Origin of the sequence: Paraburkholderia sp. SOS3 (genome assembly GCF_001922345.1) — a bacterium.
In the GTDB taxonomy this organism is placed as follows: domain Bacteria; phylum Pseudomonadota; class Gammaproteobacteria; order Burkholderiales; family Burkholderiaceae; genus Paraburkholderia.
The window spans coordinates 1,534,614-1,553,073 of sequence record NZ_CP018812.1 but is presented as its reverse complement, the minus strand read 5'-3'; the positions used below and the strand labels follow the sequence as shown (position 1 = coordinate 1,553,073).

General features: G+C 63.5%; 19 protein-coding genes. 10 read left to right on the top strand and 9 right to left on the bottom strand.

Annotated features, from left to right (window positions below; genetic code table 11):
- Positions 1 to 75: 75 nt before the first annotated feature.
- The 3 genes from BTO02_RS26975 to BTO02_RS26965 all read right to left on the bottom strand — a co-directional run bounded on the left by BTO02_RS26975 (position 76) and on the right by BTO02_RS26965 (position 3,389).
- Positions 76 to 837: an ABC transporter permease gene (locus tag BTO02_RS26975; protein WP_075160180.1), complete on the bottom strand. Its 762-nt coding sequence runs from the start codon at positions 835 to 837 to the stop codon at positions 76 to 78.
- On the bottom strand, positions 834 to 1,763 hold the full coding sequence (locus BTO02_RS26970) for an ABC transporter ATP-binding protein (RefSeq protein ID WP_075160179.1): 930 nt from the start codon (positions 1,761 to 1,763) through the stop codon (positions 834 to 836). The genes BTO02_RS26975 and BTO02_RS26970 overlap by 4 nt, the downstream gene beginning before the upstream one ends.
- 69 nt (positions 1,764 to 1,832) lie before the next feature.
- Positions 1,833 to 3,389: an alkaline phosphatase family protein gene (locus BTO02_RS26965; protein WP_232243560.1), complete on the bottom strand. Its 1,557-nt coding sequence runs from the start codon at positions 3,387 to 3,389 to the stop codon at positions 1,833 to 1,835.
- A 478-nt stretch (positions 3,390 to 3,867) separates the two neighbouring features.
- Between BTO02_RS26965 and BTO02_RS26960 the strand changes: the two genes are divergently transcribed.
- The gene (locus BTO02_RS26960; RefSeq protein ID WP_075160178.1) at positions 3,868 to 4,275 is read left to right on the top strand and encodes a DUF3564 family protein; all 408 of its coding nucleotides are present in this window, start codon (positions 3,868 to 3,870) and stop codon (positions 4,273 to 4,275) included.
- Positions 4,276 to 4,335: 60 nt separating this feature from the next.
- On the opposite strand, the gene katE is transcribed toward BTO02_RS26960, so the two are convergent.
- Both katE and BTO02_RS26950 read right to left on the bottom strand, forming a co-directional pair.
- Entirely contained in the window at positions 4,336 to 6,453 is a 2,118-nt protein-coding gene (gene katE / locus BTO02_RS26955) for a catalase HPII (RefSeq protein WP_075160177.1), read from the bottom strand.
- A 193-nt stretch (positions 6,454 to 6,646) separates the two neighbouring features.
- Positions 6,647 to 7,024, bottom strand: a complete 378-nt coding sequence (locus BTO02_RS26950) for a DUF3022 domain-containing protein (RefSeq protein ID WP_075161425.1) — start codon at positions 7,022 to 7,024, stop codon at positions 6,647 to 6,649.
- Between the two features lie 163 nt (positions 7,025 to 7,187).
- Between BTO02_RS26950 and BTO02_RS26945 the strand changes: the two genes are divergently transcribed.
- The 4 genes from BTO02_RS26945 to BTO02_RS26930 all read left to right on the top strand — a co-directional run bounded on the left by BTO02_RS26945 (position 7,188) and on the right by BTO02_RS26930 (position 11,409).
- Positions 7,188 to 7,592, top strand: coding sequence for a hypothetical protein (locus BTO02_RS26945; protein WP_075160176.1), 405 nt, complete (start codon positions 7,188 to 7,190; stop codon positions 7,590 to 7,592).
- A 219-nt stretch (positions 7,593 to 7,811) separates the two neighbouring features.
- Positions 7,812 to 8,930: a ligase-associated DNA damage response exonuclease gene (locus BTO02_RS26940; protein WP_075160175.1), complete on the top strand. Its 1,119-nt coding sequence runs from the start codon at positions 7,812 to 7,814 to the stop codon at positions 8,928 to 8,930.
- The gene (locus BTO02_RS26935; RefSeq protein ID WP_075160174.1) at positions 8,927 to 10,639 is read left to right on the top strand and encodes an ATP-dependent DNA ligase; all 1,713 of its coding nucleotides are present in this window, start codon (positions 8,927 to 8,929) and stop codon (positions 10,637 to 10,639) included. The genes BTO02_RS26940 and BTO02_RS26935 overlap by 4 nt, the downstream gene beginning before the upstream one ends.
- A 188-nt stretch (positions 10,640 to 10,827) precedes the next feature.
- A complete protein-coding gene (locus BTO02_RS26930; RefSeq protein WP_075160173.1) occupies positions 10,828 to 11,409 on the top strand; it encodes a TetR/AcrR family transcriptional regulator in 582 nt (193 codons plus the stop codon).
- Between the two features lie 165 nt (positions 11,410 to 11,574).
- On the opposite strand, the gene phaP is transcribed toward BTO02_RS26930, so the two are convergent.
- Together phaP and BTO02_RS26920 are read right to left on the bottom strand one after the other, a co-directional pair.
- Positions 11,575 to 12,132 carry a TIGR01841 family phasin gene (phaP, locus tag BTO02_RS26925; protein WP_075160172.1) on the bottom strand — a complete coding sequence of 186 codons (558 nt, stop codon included), beginning with the start codon at positions 12,130 to 12,132 and terminating at the stop codon, positions 11,575 to 11,577.
- A gap of 57 nt (positions 12,133 to 12,189) precedes the next feature.
- On the bottom strand, positions 12,190 to 12,390 hold the full coding sequence (locus BTO02_RS26920) for a hypothetical protein (protein ID WP_075160171.1): 201 nt from the start codon (positions 12,388 to 12,390) through the stop codon (positions 12,190 to 12,192).
- Positions 12,391 to 12,725: 335 nt separating this feature from the next.
- On the opposite strand from BTO02_RS26920, the gene BTO02_RS26915 reads away from it, so the two are divergent.
- Positions 12,726 to 13,190: a GFA family protein gene (locus tag BTO02_RS26915; protein ID WP_083615398.1), complete on the top strand. Its 465-nt coding sequence runs from the start codon at positions 12,726 to 12,728 to the stop codon at positions 13,188 to 13,190.
- Between the two features lie 82 nt (positions 13,191 to 13,272).
- Here BTO02_RS26915 and BTO02_RS34875 read toward each other — a convergent pair whose 3' ends face one another.
- A complete protein-coding gene (locus BTO02_RS34875) occupies positions 13,273 to 13,425 on the bottom strand; it encodes a DUF6496 domain-containing protein (protein ID WP_198039267.1) in 153 nt (50 codons plus the stop codon).
- 198 nt (positions 13,426 to 13,623) lie between these two features.
- Here BTO02_RS34875 and BTO02_RS26910 point away from each other — a divergent pair, with 198 nt between their 5' ends.
- Entirely contained in the window at positions 13,624 to 14,199 is a 576-nt protein-coding gene (locus tag BTO02_RS26910; protein WP_075160170.1) for a DUF1349 domain-containing protein, read from the top strand.
- A gap of 286 nt (positions 14,200 to 14,485) precedes the next feature.
- Here the strand turns inward: BTO02_RS26910 and BTO02_RS26905 are convergent, their stop codons facing one another.
- Entirely contained in the window at positions 14,486 to 15,379 is an 894-nt protein-coding gene (locus BTO02_RS26905; protein ID WP_075160169.1) for a LysR family transcriptional regulator, read from the bottom strand.
- Positions 15,380 to 15,537: 158 nt separating this feature from the next.
- On the opposite strand from BTO02_RS26905, the gene BTO02_RS26900 reads away from it, so the two are divergent.
- From BTO02_RS26900 to BTO02_RS26890, 3 genes are all read left to right on the top strand, one after another.
- Positions 15,538 to 16,935 carry an MFS transporter gene (locus BTO02_RS26900; protein ID WP_083615397.1) on the top strand — a complete coding sequence of 466 codons (1,398 nt, stop codon included), beginning with the start codon at positions 15,538 to 15,540 and terminating at the stop codon, positions 16,933 to 16,935.
- Between the two features lie 34 nt (positions 16,936 to 16,969).
- The gene (locus BTO02_RS26895) at positions 16,970 to 17,944 is read left to right on the top strand and encodes an amidohydrolase family protein (protein ID WP_083615396.1); all 975 of its coding nucleotides are present in this window, start codon (positions 16,970 to 16,972) and stop codon (positions 17,942 to 17,944) included.
- Between the two features lie 216 nt (positions 17,945 to 18,160).
- Positions 18,161 to 18,325, top strand: a complete 165-nt coding sequence (locus tag BTO02_RS26890) for an FmdB family zinc ribbon protein (RefSeq protein WP_075160168.1) — start codon at positions 18,161 to 18,163, stop codon at positions 18,323 to 18,325.
- Positions 18,326 to 18,460 lie beyond the last annotated feature (135 nt).

Below are 18,460 nucleotides of genomic sequence, written 5' to 3'. Positions count from 1 at the left end.
ACCTCGCGACGGAGCATGGCGAAGGCGGACAGGCCTGCAACCAGCGCAGCAGGCCCGCGACGAATGTCCATCCTACTACGACTTGAGGCGATAGCCCGTTTTAAAGATCCACGCGATGACCACGAGAAACACCGCGAGAAAAAGGGCCGTCATGCCGAGGCTGATCGCGACGCTCACGTCGGCAAGCCCATAAAAGCTCCACCGGAAGCCGCTGATCAGATACACGATCGGGTTGAACAGCGCCACGATGCGCCAGCCCGGCGGCAGCATCGCGACCGAATAGAAGCTGCCGCCGAGGAAAGTCAGCGGCGTGATGATGAGGAGCGGAACGATCTGCAGCTTCTCGAAGTTGTCGGCCCAGATGCCTATGATGAAACCGAGCAGACTGAACGTGACCGAAGTCAGCACGAGAAACAGCACCATCCACAGCGGATGCTGAATCTGCAGCGGTACGAACAGTCCCGCCGTCGCGAGAATGATGAGCCCGAGAATGATCGACTTCGTTGCGGCCGCACCGACATAGCTGATCACGATCTCGAGATACGACACGGGTGCCGAAAGCAGCTCGTAAATGGTACCCGTGAAGCGCGGAAAATAGATGCCGAACGACGCATTCGAAATGCTCTGCGACAACAGCGACAGCATGATGAGCCCCGGCACGATGAACGAGCCGTAGCTGACGCCCTCGACTTCTCGAATACGCGAGCCGATCGCCGCACCGAACACGACGAAGTAAAGCGAGGTGGAAATGACGGGTGCGACGATGCTTTGCATCAGCGTGCGCCCGGTGCGCGCCATTTCGAAGCGGTAAATCGCGCGGATCGCATGCAGGTTCATGATGATTGCCCTCGCACGAGGCTCACGAAGATATCTTCGAGCGAGCTTTGCGACGTCTGCAGGTCCTTGAAGCGGATGCCCGCATGGTTCAGGTCGTTGAGCAGCGCGGCGATGCCAGCGCGCTCGCGCTCCGAGTCGTAGGTATAGACGAGTTCGGCGCCGCCGTTGGCGATTTCGAGCCCATAGTCGGCCAGCGCCGCGGGGACCACGCCAAGCGGCGCTTCGAGATGCAATCGCAACTGCTTCTTGCCGAGCTTGCGGATCAGTTCCCGCTTCTCTTCCACGATCACGATTTCGCCAGCGTTGATGACGCCGATGCGATCGGCCATCTCCTCCGCTTCCTCGATGTAGTGCGTGGTCAGCACCACCGTCACACCGCTCGTGGTCAGCGAACGCACGAGGCGCCACATGTCGCGCCGCAACTCGACGTCGACGCCCGCGGTCGGCTCGTCGAGGAACAGCACGCGCGGCTCGTGCGACAACGCCTTCGCGATCAGCACGCGGCGCTTCATGCCGCCCGACAGCGTCATGATGCGGTTATCGCGCTTCTCCCACAACGAGAGGTCGCGCAGCACCTTTTCGATGTATGCGGGGTTTTTCGGCTTGCCGAACAGGCCGCGGCTAAACGAAACGGTGGCCCACACGGTTTCGAACGCATCGGTCGTGAGCTCCTGCGGCACGAGGCCGATCAGCTCGCGCGCGGCGCGGTAATCGTGCTGGATATCATGCCCGTCGACGACGACGGACCCGGCGGATGCCCTGACGATCCCGCAGACGATGCTGATCAGCGTCGTCTTGCCCGCACCGTTCGGCCCGAGCAACGCGAAGATTTCCCCGCGCCCGATCGACAGGTTGATTCCTTTGAGCGCGTGGAAGCCGGATGCGTAGGTCTTGGATAGATTGGATATCGATATGATTGGCGGCATGCCCGCGACGATAGCAGATATGGCCCTGCTATGTGCAAGCCCGTCATCGAAGATTCCTCGCCGCGCGCGCTATTGCGGAAAGCCAAGCGCCGTCGCCTTCGCACGCAAATCGGAAAAGCGGCCGCCCGGCACGCTCCGCTGGAGTTCGCCCGAAGCCGTCGTACCCGATGCCGCCGTACCGGATGCAGCCGTACCCGACGCCGGCACGCCGGTCTGCTGCGCATTGTCGATCGAGCCGATGCCGCTGCCACCCGCGGGCACGAGCGGACACGCCGCGCCGAACGGCCCCTGCGCAACGGCGACTGGCGGCGCATCGGTGCGCGGCGGATGGGTCAGATCGAGCGCGTACGCAAGGTTGAACGTGGTCGGATCGCTCGCGCGCACGCCGAGCGGGTCAAGACCGAAACGCCACTGGAGCAATTGATGAATCGAGCTCGGATCGAACGGATAGCGCGCAACCTGATTCGCGCTCACGCGCGGACCGAGCAGCATGCACGGCACACGCAAGCCCAGGCGTCCGTCGTTGCCGAGCGCCTGCTCCGCCGCGGATACGGGCTTGAGCGGCGACGCGACGTGCTCCATGAACCCGCCCCACTCGTCGTAGACCACGATCATGAGCGTCGAACTCCACGTCGGACTCGAGCGCAACGCCTCGTAGATTTGCCCGAGCAGCACCTGGCCATTGCGCACGTCCGCGTGCGGATGGTCGTCGTTCGAGATGCCCTGCGCTTCGCCGCCGAAACTCGGGTCGACCATGCAGAACGACGGCAGGGAACCGGCGGCCGCATCGGACAGAAAATCGCTGAAGAGCTTCGAGCGGCCCACATAACGCGCGCCGTATAGCGCGGTGAACGGCACGTCGTGAAAATAGTAGGCCGATGTGATGCCCTTCGCGTCGAGCCGGTCCCAGATCGTCGGTAGCTGCGACGTATCGAGCGTATCGCTGAGGCGGTCCGTTTCGCCACTATGCAGATACACGCGATTCGGAAACGTGTCCGCGAGAATGCCGCTCATGTAGTAGTCGCAAACCGTATAGAGCGGCACCGCGTTCCGATAGAAATCGAGGTCCGCCTGCTGGAAGAAGCCGATCGGCAGCAGGTCGCCGCGCGTCTGGTTCGTATCGGGCGTGAGCAGGAAGCCGTTCATCGCGCCGTTGGCAAGGTGGACCCGGCCCGCATCATACGCATGATCGGGGTCCGCGAACGAGCAGCCCTGAAAACCGTAGGCTGGGTTGGCCGACAATGCAAACGGCGCATGCACCTCGCCGAACGCGTCCGTGAATTGCCGGCCCGCGGGCAAACCTTCCGCATTCGGCACCCACCCGAGCAGATGATCGAACGAGCGGTTCTCCATCGTCACGAGCACGATATGGTCGATACCCGACGAACCCGGCGCAGGCAGCGCCGGGCGCGGCAAGTTCGCGCGGTCCGGCGGAATCTGGCCGATCGCCTGGTTTGGCGGCGCCGTACCCGAGCCGGAATCGCTGCCTGCGCCACCCCCGCCGCCGCATGCCGATAGCGCGAACGAACCGACGATCGCCGCGACGATCTGCCTGCGTACGAGATCGGGTTCGCCGCAGGCTTGCGCAGCTGCAATCTGCTTGCCGAATGGTGGCACGCTCATCATAAGGTCCTTTTATTTAGCGATGGTCGCGTGCGAAGCGCGGGCACTACGCACAGCGTCGAGAATGTGCAGACACAGCATTCGACATGCCCGGTCATGCGAACCGGACAGATTCGGTCTCGTTGCGAAAGGCACGCGTGCCGATACCCGTAAATAACGACGTTCGACCCGAAGTTCGTCCCGCGCAATGCACCTGGCGCCATTTGCCGAGCGCTGCGCGCAATTGCCGCGCGCAGTCGCAGAGTGCTTGCTGCGCGCCGCGTACACAGCTGTTGCGCGCTCACATTAGAGCGTCCTTTGCTTGACATGCGAGGTCGTGGAACTAGCCTTGAAATCGAGGACCTAAGTTTTGCTGGCGCTTCTGATTTGAAAATGCCTTGAAATCGCGCTTAAAAAGCACGCGGGCGCGACATATACGCAACGGTGTCAAGCAGGACGGACGTCGCCGCCGAACCACCGGTTTATTTCATGCGGAGGCCTTATGCGTCTGTCGATTCTGATCAATACGCCCGACCCGACGGCGGGCCACGACTACGCGGTGTTGTGGCTCGATACGGAGAACCGCGGCTGGGCACTCGACGCGCGCCGCGGCATCGAGTTGCCCGCGGCGGGCGAAATGCGCGACATCGACGGCGTGCTCACGCTGTGCGAACACGGCTGCGACGAACCGTTCGTCACGCTGTACGGCATGCGGGTGGACCGTCGCGGCAATGTCGCATCCGCGCAAGGAGGCGCGCGCTGGACGTCTTCGGGCGTACGGCGCGGTCCGGTCGACGGATACTGGCGGCTGCGTGCGGTCGAACGACCACCCACCGCGGCCCACCTGCCGCCAGCGAGCAAGCAGCCCGCCACGCATGTAGCCGGACCGGGCCGTCCGCGCGGCCGCTGAAGTGGCGCGCGGGACGTAGCCCCGCGCGCCTCGCGCTCATGGCCGAATTGCCGAACGGCTTTAGGCCGGCACCGACTCCGCCATCGCACGCCGCGCCCAGACGCGGTGTTGACCGGCGGCTTCGATAAACTTCTTCAACACCGCGTCGACATCGCCGTCGCCGCCGGTCGCGACACCCTCTGCCTGATCGGGCAGATGCGCGGCCTTCAACACATCGCGGCCCGCGCCAAGCGCCCCGATCGCCTTCAGATGCTTGAACGCCTCGAGTACGAAGTGCCGCGCATCGCCCGATTGCGCGAGCGTCTTCGCACTGGCCTCGCCGCCGCATACGATCACCGCGTCGAACATGATCGACGGCATCCCCGCGATCGTCGCATCGGGGTTGGCGCCTGCAACCGGTGCAAGCGTGGGCGCAATCAGCAGCGGCGCCGCGCCTTCGTCTTCGAGCTTCTTCCGCACGGTCTGAAGCAAAGTCTCGTCGGCGCCCGGCGCCGCGAGCAGGGCGATCTTGCGCGTCTTGATACCGGGCTTGGCGCGATTGAGCAGGCTCAACGCCGGCGACGGCCGCTGCTGGCCCACCGCTTTAGCACCGTTTTTAGGCGCAGGAAGCCCGAGCCCCTCGGCTACCTTGTTCGCAAGATCGAGATCGTAATTGGCGAGGATTTCATTGACGACGCGCGCGCGAATCTCAGGCCTTGTCACCTTGCCGAGTTCGAATTGATAAGCGGCGGCGATATGCTCTTTCTCGACGTCGCTCATGCTTTGATAAAACAACGCCGCTTGCGAAAAATGATCGGCAAACGACTCGCTGCGCACGCGAATCTTCGTCCCGTCCACGGTCTCCGGATAACTCTCGAAGCCGCCGTCGCGCGACGCCGGATCGGTTTCCTTCGGCCATGCGTCGTTCAATGAATTCGGCTCGTACGATGCCTGGCCGACATTGATTGTTTGCCGGTGCATGCCGTCGCGCTGATTGTTCACGTTCGGCGACAGCGGCCGGTTGATCGGAAGCTCGTGGAAGTTCGCGCCGCCGAGCCGGCTGATCTGCGTGTCGGTGTACGAGAACAAGCGCCCTTGCAATAGCGGATCGTTCGAGAAGTCGATACCCGGCACGACATGCCCGGGGTGAAATGCGACCTGCTCGGTCTCAGCGAAGAAATTGTCCGGATTGCGATTCAACGTCATCTTGCCGACGATCCTGACCGGCACGATCTCCTCGGGAATCAGCTTGGTCGGATCGAGCAGATCGAAACCGAGCGTGTGCTCGTCTTTCTCTTCGATCAGTTGCACGCCGAGTTCGAATTCGGGGAAATCGCCGCGTTCGATGGCTTCCCAAAGGTCGCGCCGGTGGAAATCCGGATCCTTGCCGGCGATCTTCTGCGCCTCGTCCCACAACAGCGAATACGACCCGAGCACCGGACGCCAATGAAACTTCACGAAGCGCGACCTGCCCTCGGCGTTGACGAAGCGGAACGTGTGAACGCCAAAACCTTCCATCGTGCGCAGGCTACGCGGAATCGCGCGGTCCGACATCGTCCATAGCACCATGTGCGTCGATTCGGGGACGAGAGAGACGAAATCCCAGAACGTATCGTGCGCCGAGGCACCGGTCGGCATTTCATTCGGCGCCTCGGGCTTCACTGCATGCACGAAATCGGGAAACTTGATCGCGTCCTGAATAAAGAATACCGGCATATTGTTGCCGACCAGATCGTAGTTGCCCTCGCTCGTGTAGAACTTCACCGCGAAGCCGCGCACATCGCGCACCGTATCGGCGGACCCACGTGGTCCCTGTACCGTCGAAAAGCGCACATAAACGGGTGTCTGCACCGCCGGGTCCTGCAGGAAAGCCGCCTTCGTGAATTCGGTCATCGGCTCGTAGACCTGAAACACGCCATGCGCCGCGGAACCGCGGGCGTGGACGATGCGCTCCGGAATGCGCTCATGGTCGAAGTGCGTGATTTTTTCACGCATGATGAAATCTTCGAGCAACGAGGGGCCGCGCGCGCCCGCGCGCAATGTGTTCTGGTTATCTGCGATTTTCACGCCCTGATTCGTGCGCAGTGCCTCGTTTTCAGGACGTGCGCGCGACGCTTCGAGCGCCTGCGATTTGGGATCTGCCGGCGAGGAACCGGGTTGAGCGTTGCGAGGTTTGCTTGCCATTGGTTTGCTTGCCATTCGATGCTCCTTTTCTCATCGTCGGGACGCAGGTCGCGTTCGTGTGCGCAACGGGGCCATGAGGCCCGTCAATCGCGCATCCGTCTGTCGCACTGCAACCGCTGTTCCCGAAAAGCCCGCTACCCTCGCGGCGCCGGCGACAGGCCGCGCACGCCGCGCGATCTCTCGACGCCGCCGCGTTTGCGACAGGCCACTAGGCCCGTGCCGCTTCGTCGAGCATCGGCTCGCTGACATCGAGCGTCGCATTGCACGCTGCAGCCGGCGCCGTGCGTCGTGCATCGCGCGCCTTTTCACGCGCGACGTCGCACAGGCGCTCCCGCACGCGTACGCGGTCCGCCGTGCTCATCGACGCATAGCGGCTCATCGTGCGCGAGGCGAGCACAACGCTAAGCGCACAGCGCGCATCGAGAATATTCATGTCCGCCGCCGACTCGACCCATGACACCTGGATCGTCATCCGTCCAGCCGAATCAGCCAGATGTGTAACCGACGTCGACGGCGAAGCGAAACGGCGCGATAGCGCATGTTCGATTTCGGTCAGACGCTGTTGCATATCGATCGATTGCTTCATGGCGATTCCTCCATTGCCAATGCCTGGCAGCACTGTGCAGCGCGCGCAACACCCGTTCCCGCCGCGCGGCATTGCATTCATCACGCGGCACACCGCTTGCATGACAAAAGACGAGACGAGCGGCATCCGCTCGTATCCATGAACCCCTCTCGGAGGACCGACGATGAACAGCACTATGAAAAAGCTTCTTGCATCAGCACTCGTAATGGCACTTTCCGGTGGCGCGTTTGCTCAGGGAGGCGCGGGCGGCGGCGCAGGCGGCGGATCGGCAGGCGGCGGATCGGCAGGTAACGGCGCCGGGGTCGGCGCAGGCGGCGGCACGACCGGCGGTGCAGGCGGCGTCGCTACACCGGGCACCGTGCCGAATCGCGGCATGAGCCGGGGCACATCGCCTGATGGCGGCTACGGCACCCCGGGCACAACCGGCACTGGCGGCGGCGTAGGCACGGGCACCGGTGCAACGCCCGCGCCGGCGAACCGCGGCATGGCCCCGGGCAACGGCATGGCGCCTGGCAACGGCATGCAGCGGCCGGGCACGACGGGCGACACCATGCGCAATGGGCAATAGCGTGCAATAGCAAGCTATAACTGTGTAACAGGTGGCGCGTCGCCTTCGGGCCGGCGCGCCGATTGTCGTCTGTGCATTGCGGTGCCGACGAACCAAACGGAGAGTTCGTCAGCACTGTCAACCACTGACATCTGGACAATTCGCCGCGGTTACACTTAAGCGTCCACGCATTCCACGCGCGCGGCAGAGCATGCACCACACGCACCACGGAGAGGACGATTGGCGAAACCCGATGACCTGATCGTCGCACGCCCCGAAGGCCTCTACTGCGCCGCGGGCGACTTCTACATCGATCCATGGCAACCGGTCGAGCGTGCCGTCATCACCCATGCACATTCCGATCATGCACGCGTTGGCCATCGCCGTTACCTCGCCACGACGGCCGGCGCCGGTGTATTGCAGTCACGTCTGCCGGGCATCAGCCTGCAGGCGCTCGAATATGGCGAGCACATCGCGATTAACGGCGTCGACGTATCGCTGCATCCCGCCGGCCACGTGCTCGGCTCCGCGCAAGTACGCGTCGAAGCGCGCGGCGAGGTGTGGGTCGCATCGGGCGACTACAAGCTCGACCCCGACCCGACCTGCGCGCCGTTCGAACCCGTGCGCTGCAATACGTTCATCACCGAATCGACGTTCGGCTTGCCGATCTACCGGTGGGATCCGCCAGCGGCTGTCTTCGCGGACATCGACGCATGGTGGCGGCACAACGCTGCGCAACGGCGCGCGTCGATCGTGTTCTGCTATAGCTTCGGCAAGGCGCAGCGCATTCTCGCGAGCGTCGACGCGGCGATCGGCCCGATCTTCTGTCACGGCGCGGTCGAGCCGCTGAACCGCGCGTACCGCGAAGCTGGCGTCGCACTGCCCGGCACGCGCAACGCCGCGCAGATTCCGGCCAAGGACAAGGCCGTCTTCGGCGAAGCGTTGATCGTCGCACCACCGTCGGCGCAAGGCAGCGCATGGCTGCGCCGCTTCTGCGACTATAGCGACGCATTTGCATCGGGCTGGATGCGTCTGCGCGGCACGCGGCGGCGGCGCGGTGTCGACCGCGGCTTCGTACTGTCGGACCACGCCGACTGGCCCTCGCTGCAGACCGCGATCGCCGCAACCGGCGCGACGCGCGTAATCGTCACGCATGGCCAGGTCGAACCGATGGTCCGGTGGCTGCGCGAACAAGGCCTCGATGCCGGCGCATTCGCCACCGAATACGGCGGCGATAACGTCGAAGCCGACGCGCAAGGCGCAAACGACGACGACGCTCCCGCTATGGCCACCGTGCCGGCAGACGCAAAAGATCAGCAGGCGGGCGCAATCGACGACCCGGAGGCAGCCACGCGATGAAGCGCTTTGCCGCGCTCTATGCGGCGCTCGACGCGACCACATCGACCCGCGACAAACTCGATGCGCTCACAACCTATTTTTCGGCAGCGCCGCCGGAAGATGCCGCATGGGCGTCGTATTTCCTCGCCGGCGGCAAGCCGCGGCAGACGGTGCCGACACGTCTACTGACCGAGATCGCACGCGAACGCGCGGGCTTGCCCGCATGGCTCTTCGACGAGTCGTACCAGGCCGTCGGCGATCTCGCCGAAACCATTGCGCATGTGCTGCCGCCCGCCGCTCGCGCATCGGAGCTCGGGCTCACACAATGGGTCGAGGAACGCGTGCTGACACTGCGCGGCACATCGCCCGAGAGGTTGCGTACCCGGCTCGTCGAGTATTGGGACGAGCTCGACTGGAGCGGCCGCTTCCTGCTGACGAAGCTGATTGGCGGCGGATTTCGCGTCGGCGTCGCGCGGCAGCTCGTCGTGCGCGCGCTCGCCGACGTGGCCGGTGTCGACCACAAGTTGATCGCGCAACGAATGGTCGGCTGGACCGACGCGCGGCAGCCGCCCGACGCGGCGCGCTACCTGCGCCTGATCGCACCGGCTGCATCGTCTTCGCCGCCCGACGCGCAGCGTGCGGACCTGCGGGGTAGCGCCGGCGCGGCGGCCTCCGAAACTGCGCACGAAGCCGAGCGCGCGCTGCCCTACCCGTTCTTTCTCGCTCATCCATTACAGGCCGCGCCCGAAACGCTCGGCAACCCCGCGAACTGGCTCGTCGAATGGAAGTGGGACGGCATACGCGCCCAGATCGTCAAACGCGACGGCCGCGTATGGATCTGGTCGCGCGGCGAGGATCTGATCACCGAGCGCTTTCCCGAAGTGGTCGCGCTTGGCGAGGCGCTACCGGACGGGCACGTGATCGACGGCGAAATACTCGCGTGGCAGCCGGGCGCGCAAGCGCCGCTGCCGTTCGCGCGCCTGCAGCCGCGCATCACACGCAAATCGCTGACAAAGAAGGTGCTCGCCGACTCGCCCGCCGCGTTTCTTGCCTACGACCTGCTCGAAGCGCACGGCACCGATCTGCGCATGACGCCGCTCGCCGCACGGCGCGCGAGGCTCGATGCATTGGCCGATTCGCGTACCGACACGCTCGCACGCGATCTGCTGCGCGTCTCGCCGCTCGTCGATGCCGACAGCTGGTCCGCAATGGCAGAGTTGCGCGAACAGAGCCGCGCGCGCGGCGTTGAAGGTTTGATGCTCAAGGAGCGGCAATCGCTTTACGGCGTGGGCCGCACGAAGGCTGCGGGCACATGGTGGAAATGGAAAATCGATCCTTATACGATCGATGCCGTGCTCGTCTATGCGCAACGCGGACACGGCCGCCGCGCGAGTCTGTATACGGATTTCACGTTCGCAGTGTGGGACGAAGCGAATGGCATACGTACGTTGGTTCCGTTTGCCAAAGCGTACTCGGGCCTGACCGACGAAGAAATGCGCGAGGTCGACGCAATCGTGCGCAAAACCACGGTCGAGAAATTTGGACCGGTGCGCAGCGTCACGCCGACGCTCGTCTTCGAAATCGGCTTCGAAGGCATCCAGGCAAGCACGCGCCATAAATCGGGCGTCGCCGTGAGATTTCCGCGCATGCTACGCAGGCGTTCGGATAAGCATATCGACGATGCGGACACGTTAGCGATGCTCAAAGGCTTCATCGACCCGACAGCGTAACGAGCGACGCGCAACCGTTAACTTGACGGAGTCAACTAAAGCCGACAAGGCTGGTCGACTGCGCAGTTCATTGAATTAACGTTTATGCACGAAGCAAAAGCGCGCACATTGATTGCGAAATGAGCTTTGCGCATTTTCGCCAACAATGTCAAAATAAACTTCTACCCGTTCGTCAAAAGAGGAAAGCCATGGCAGGAGTCCGACAGTTCGATGAAGACGCCGCGTTTTCCGACGCGCTCGAGGTCTTCTGGCGCAAGGGTTTCCGCGCAACGTCGATGCTGGATCTCGCCGAAGCCACCGGTGTGCAGCGCGGCTCGCTGTACAACGCGTACGGCGACAAGGAAGAAATCTTCGTTCGCGTATTCGAGCGCTATACGGGCCGTTTTCTCGCGGACGCGCGCAAGGCCCTCGACAAGCCCGACCTGCACGACGCGCTCGTCTCGTTTTTCACGTTTGCGATCCGTTCGATGTCGCAGGGCACGCCCACGCGCGGTTGCCTGTCCACCAAAACGGCCGTCGAGATCGACCCCGATTCGCCCCGTTTGCGTGAAGCAGTGCAAACCATGCTCGACGATCTCGAAACCACCTTGCTCGAAGTGCTGAACACGAAGGAAGCGCGCGCGCAACTCGCGGTCCCGCCGCAGCAGGCGGCCACGCTCCTCGTCACGATGACGCGCGGCATCGCGGTCATGGAACGCGTCTACGAAGACCCGAAGCGCTTGCGTCAAACGGCATCGGCACTCGTCGATGCGCTCGTGCCGCGCCGTTGACGGCACTGAGGCGCGCGGCGTGGGCAATGCATGCGAGGCCCGCGCGAATGCTTGACGCCTGAGCTCTGAAGCGTGCGGCCCGAAACCGCGTAAAAAATGGCCCGCCAAACGGCGGGCCCGAAAAGCGCCTGGACGCGGGGATCGCGCCCGGGTTACTACACCGTTCTACTTCCTGCCGGCCGCCGCCTGAGGCGCACCAGATTGCGCGCGCTTCGCCGCCCCTGCCACCACGTTCATATTCGACTCCGCCGTTTCGACTGCCTGGCGCGTGGTTTTAAACAAGCTGTCGTACCACGAGTTGGTTGCATGGATCATCGAGTTCAGCGCGGCCACGGCCGCTTCGGACCCGACCGGCGCGCTCTTTGCCGCTTCGTCGATGCCCGATTGCACCTTGCGCGTCTCACGTTCGTATTGAGCGCCCGCCTGCTCGGTCAGTGCGGCTTGCGCATTCATCAGGATATCGAACACCTGCCGGTTGTAGGCGGCGATGCGTTCAACAAGCGGCTCAACCCCTTCCGGCGTTTCGAAAAATGCCTGTGCCCCCTTGCCCGATAACGCGCTTTGCCAGCGCGCCGCATTCACGTCGAGCGAAGCCTTCATTGTTTTCATGTTCAGCGTCACGAGCTTTTCGAAGCTGCTGAGCGCCTCGAACGCGAACCTGTACATCGCGTCGACATTCGTCTTCTGCGCATTCGCTAATTGCTCAGGAGAAACGTAAGTCATCTGGTATCCCTCATTAGTGCGACACCGCTCTTCCGCGCGCGGCATCGCCACGCCGGATTAACGAAGCGCGTGAAAGCGCGCGAGTAATGCATGACCGCGGTCGGTCACGCGCGGCAGCAACCCTGTTTCACAGGCGCCGCTATCGAGTTCGACGAGCTTGCGTTCGACGAGTGTGTGAAGATCGGCCCTGTCGAAATCAATCGATTGTTCGGCGTGCTTGACGAGCATGAGCGTTGCAAACTCATGTGGGCTTAGCATGCGAGTCTCCTATCGTCGGCTGAGCCGCAAAACTGAACCGGCTGCGCCAGTAACCATTTAAATCTGACGATACTTCATCGGAATGGTGTCGAACCGGACGGTCGTCACCAGGGACCCCATCCTAATGCGGCGATTCTGTTATTTCAATCGGTATGCCTCCCTCTTGATGCATCTTTTTTGCGCTAAATCGTCGCGCCGGAAACTCTTGCATTGATCTGCACATCGATCCGGCAATTCATGCCGCGGGCTAACGTTTTCATTAAACAATGCCGTCATGAAAAAGACATGAGCCTATGCGCCTTCGCTTTAAAATCAGATGGAATCCTTACGGTCCGATGTTTGCTGATTCTTCGACGTTCTACAGAAACAGGGAGAGCGAAGTGGAATCGCTACCAGAAACAACGCCGCCGATCGCGGTCTATGAAGGCGGCTGCGCGTGCGGCGCGCTGCGCTTTCGGGCGCGAGGCGAGCCCAAACGGGTCGGTATGTGCCATTGCATGACTTGCCGACGCGTTCATGGCTCGGCATTCGGCTCCTACGCGATATACGAGAACGACGATGTCGAGTGGTCGGGGCTGACCCAAGCCTGGCAAAGTTCGGAATTGGGGCGCCGCCATTTCTGCCCGGTATGCGGCTCGGTGGCGTTCATGGAATATACGGACAGGTCCGAAATCGATATGCCGCTTGGCGCGTTCGATCGCACCGGCATTTTCGAACCGACGTATGAACTTTGGTGCTGTCATCGCGAGCCGTGGCTGCCGCACGGCGTGCGTACCGAGTTTGAACAGGACCGCGACTGACGTAGCGCCGGGCACTGCCACTAAAACCACTCCAAGCGTTACAAGCGTGGTTCAAACGGCAGTGCCTCGGCGGCACCAGACCTCACTTGCCACTCTTCTTTGGAATTTTCGCGCCCGACTTGCGCGCCTCGTTCAGCGCAATCGCCACGGACTGCTTTTGCGATTTACCCTGCTTCTTTTCCGTCTTGATGTTCTCGCTGACGGTTTCCCTCGACGTTCCTTTCTTCAGCGGCATGATGCTCTCCCTGTTACGCAAAATGGCTGACTCAATGGCATCGCTCGATGCACGCACGGCACACTGCCGACGCATTGCGCATCGAGCAACCGCCATTCCCACGCACGGCGCGCCCCAGAGCCGCGCGCGAGCGCCGGCGCCTGCTTTATGCTGGCAACTGCCCCCGCCCCGCGCCACGCCCCCCCGAGGAGACAAAACGTGTTCGAACAATGCGAATGGCTGAATGAACCCGCGAGATGGTCGCTGGAAAACGAGCGCCTGCAAGTCGAAACGGACCGCGCCACGGACTTCTGGCGCGAAACCCACTATGGCTTTACGCGCGACACCGGGCATTGCTACGGGACGCATACCGCCGGGGATTTCACCGCGCAGGTTCACATACAAGGACGATTCGAAACGCTCTACGATCAGGCGGGCCTGATGGTGCGTATCGACGCAACGCAATGGGTCAAGGCCGGTGTCGAATTCAACGATGGCGCATTGGTGCTCAGCAGCGTGCTAACGGTCGGCCAGTCCGACTGGGCGATCGCGACGCGCATCGACGGCGCACGAGGCTTCTGGCTGCGCGCGAGCGTCGCCGAGCGCGTTTTACGCTTGCAGTACTCGGTCGACGGCGTGCACTGGCCACTGCTGCGCCTCGCGCCGTTCCCGCGTGCGAACAGCTACTTCGTCGGACCGATGTGCTGTACACCCGAGCGAGGCGGACTGGTCGTCGAGTTCGATTCGTTCAGCGTCGGCGCGCCGTCGGACAAGGCGCTTCACGACCTGACGTAGCTCGACTGGCCGGCATCGCGCTATCTGCGCGCGCTGCTGTCCGACATCAAGGCGCATACGCTCGTGATGTCTTGCAAGCACGACGTGCTGAACCCGGTGCAGGGACGGGCGCGATTGCGCAGACCGCATCAATCATTCCGAATTCATCGAAATGAAGCGTTCCGGCCACTATCCGAACCTCGAGGAAGCAGAGCTTTATCTAACTGTGCTTGGTGAATTCCTCTCGGCATGGTGAGCGGCAGGCGTGACAAAAATGAGCAATCCAACGCCCACATGCCCACGCCCGCTACTCCGGGTCATCAGGCCTGATCAGCTCCGCGAAGCGGTCAGCGAGTGTCGGTCGCGCGCGCGCCGGCCAGATCGCGCTTAGTTCGAAGCGCGGTAACGCATCGCCATCGGCAATCTCGCATAAGCGCACGCCGCTGAATTGCAGCGTACGCACCGACCTGGGCAGCAACGACACGCCGCAGCCCGCGGCCACGCACGCGAGCACGGTCAGCGACCGGTTCGCGTTTTGCACGATCTCAATCTCGCAACCGGCCTGGCGAAATGCGCTCAGAATGCCCGCGCGAATGACCGGCAACTGATCGTGAGGAAACCACACGAGCCCATGTTGCGCGAGATCGCGCAACAACAAAGGCGCGTCGTCGTTACGCGGAAACGAATCGGGCAGCACCGCGAGCAGCCGTTCACGCGCGATCAGCTTCTCCTTCATCCTGCCGCTGACGGCCACTGGCGTATGCAAAAGCCCGAGGTCGATCTCGCCCTTCTCGAGCGCGTTGACCTGCTCCGCGTTACTCATCTCGCGCAATACGAGTTCGACGCCGGGCACGGCTACGCGCAACGCCGCAATCGCGCGCGGCAGCACATCGAACAGCGCGGCCGATGCAAAGCCGATGGTCAGCCGCCCCGCGCGGTCCGCGCCGATTGCATGCGCACGCAACGAAGCGGCGTCGATGCGCGCGACCGAGAGCCGGATGTCGTCGATGATCGCGAGTCCCGCGGGAGTCAACGCCGCACCGCGCCGGCTACGCTCGAAAAGCTTCACGCCCCACTCTTTTTCCATGCGCGTGAGCGCCTGGCTCAACGCAGGCTGCGCCACGCCAAGCCTATCGGCGGCACGCGTCACGCTACCCGCGTCTGCGATCGCAAGAAAGTACTTGAGACTGCGCGTTTCCATATCGCCGCAATATGAATATTGATCGTTTTCATAATACAACGATATCCAACGAGTCCCTAGAATGCGGGACATGGGCGGCTCGCTACGCAGCGCGTCCGTCACGCTTCGAACAATGCGATGCCCGGCCGCAACGTGCTGCGGCGCCGCCTGGAGACGCGATGAATTGGTATCGGGAAATCTCGCCAACGGAAAAGCGCACCTTATGGACATGCTTCGGCGGCTGGGCATTGGATGCGGTCGATACCCAGGCGTTCAGCCTCGTGATTCCCGCGTTGATCACGACCTGGGGAATCGGCAAGGGTCAGGCTGGCCTGATCGGCGGCGCGACGCTGGTCGCCGGCGCGTTGGGCGGCCTTTTTGCCGGCGTGCTGTCGGACCGCTTCGGCCGCGTGCGCGCGCTGCAGATCACGGTATTGTGGTTTTCGCTGTTCACGCTGCTGTCCGCGTGCGCGCAGAACTACGAGCAGCTACTCATGCTGAAGTCCCTGCAAGGGCTCGGTTTCGGCGGCGAATGGACCGCGGGCTCGGTGCTGCTCAGCGAAACGATACGGGCGAAGCATCGCGGCAAAGCGCTCGGCATCGTGCAAAGCGCGTGGGGCTTCGGCTGGGCCGGCGCGGTGCTGCTCTACGCGATCGTCTTCTCATCGGTCCCGCCCGAATGGGCGTGGCGCGTGCTGTTCGCGCTCGGCGCCATTCCCGCAGTGCTCGTGCTCTACGCGCGACGCAACGTGCCCGAGCCACCGCGCGACGCGACGGGTCCGGCGCACGACAAGGCGCCCACACCGGACTCCAGGCTGCCGGTGCTCGGCATCTTCGATCGTTCGGTGATCCGCACGACCATCGTCGGCGGCATGATCGGCCTCGGCGCGCATGGCGGCTACCACGCAATCACCACCTGGCTGCCGACGTATCTGAAAACGGAGCGGCACCTGTCGGTGCTCGGCACGGGCGGCTACCTCACGGTCGTGATCGTCGCATTTATTTGCGGGTGCTTCGTGAGCGCATGGCTGCAGGATCGCATCGGCCGGCGCCTGAATCTGATCCTGTTCGCGCTTTGCTGCGCCATCACCGTCAACCTCTACGTCTTCCTGCCGATCGGCGACACCGCCATGCTCGCACTGAGCTTCCCGCTCGGCCTCTTTTCGGCCGGCATTCCGGCCACCCTCGGCGCGCTTTTCAACGAACTCTATCCGCAAGGCGTGCGCGGCACTGGCGTCGGTTTCTGCTACAACTTCGGCCGCATCGTGTCGGCGGCCTTTCCAGTGCTCGTCGGCCATATGGGCAATTCGATGCCGATCGGCGCCGCGCTCGGTATCGATGCGGGCGCGGCGTACGGACTCGTCGTCATCGCCGCGCTGCTGCTGCCCGAAACGAAGGGCCGAAAGATCGCCGAACCCGCTTCTCCACGCCACCCGGACGCCCAGCATCAACGATCCGATACAGCGCACGTAGCAAACGCGTCGCGCGAGACGCAGAGGGCACACGAAGCACGCACGACGCAAATGCGCATGACGCAAAAGGCGCACAAGAAAGCCGCCGAGGCACATCGCGCGTAACCGCGATGGCGCGACACCGTTGTCAAAGACTTCCATGAACAGCAAAGCGATCGAATGCCCGTCCTCCCTGCTGCACGCCGCGCGCTCCGGCACGCCGGCGCCGGCCGGCGCCCCTCCCGGCTGGCTTGGCGCGACACGCCCGCCGCTTGTCGCGGTGGATACGCACGCGCACGTATTCGTGCGCGGCCTGCCGCTTGCCGCGCAACGCCGGCATGCGCCCGAATACGACGCAACGATCGAAACGTATGCGAGCTATCTGGCGCCCTATGGCCTCTCGCATGCCGTGCTCGTGCAACCGAGCTTCCTCGGCACCGACAACCGCTTCTTCGTGGACGTCATGCGGCGCTACCCGCACCGCCTGCGCGGCGTAGCGGTCGTCGCGCCTTCGGCCGGGGACGCTGAACTCGACGCGCTCGCGCAAGCCGGCGTCGCCGGCATCCGGCTGAACCTGATCGGCCTGCCGCTTCCGGACCTGTCGCAGCCCGCATGGCGCAACCTGCTTGCACACGTCAACGCGCTTGGCTGGCATGTCGAAGTGCATCGCGAAGCGGCTGACCTGCCGGCGCTTGTCGGCGCGCTGCTCGCGCATCGCTGCACGGTCGTCGTCGATCATTTCGGGCGGCCGTCGCCCGACCTCGGCATTGACGATCCGGGTTTCCGTTATCTGCTGTCAGTGGCGTCGACGGGGCGCGTCTGGGTCAAACTTTCGGGTGCTTACCGAAGCATGAGATCCGGCAGTGTCGAATTCGCAGGCGCGAGCGCCGGCAACATGCGCGATGCCGACGGCACCGGCCTCGGCGCGCGACTCGCCGCGCCGCTGCTCGAGGCGTTCACACCCGAGCGACTCGTGTGGGGCAGCGACTGGCCGCACACCGAGCATCGGCAGCACGTCGACTACGACACAACGCGTATGGCGCTCGACGTCTGGGTGCCGGACGCCGCGCAGCGCGAGACGATCCTCACACGTTCGCCACAAACGCTTTATCGGTTCGACGCGTACGCGGGATGAGCAGGCCGCGTTATCGCTGCGATATCGCCAGGTTCTCACCATAGGTTCCCCCGCACCTCCGCCACCAGGCACTAGAATAAGTTTGCGCGGCCGACGCTCGGCGAGCGACCCGCGCAACGCGCGTTGCCACGCCTGCCAAAGCCGCCGCGCGCTTGCATGCACCTCTCCACCGCCCTCGCCTCTGCCTCTCTCGCCCGTTTCTGCAGGAGGTTTGCCATGCCGACCTACGAGTACCGCTGCGAACAGTGCGGCGAAAAATTCGAGCACGCCGAGCACATCAGCGAGCACCCGACCGCCCATCCGGCCTGCCCCAAATGCGGCAGCGAAAAGGTTCAGCATCTGCCTACACCATTCGTCGCGAAGACCTCGCGCAAGAGCTAGGTCGCACTCGCCGCGCGCCGTGTGCAGCACCGCTCGTCGCGCACTGACATAGCTCGACATAATTGATCGATAGCGGTAGCGCAGCGGGTCGACCATACTCGCTTGCGCGTGCCGGCCTTGTGAAAGCGTAAGTGC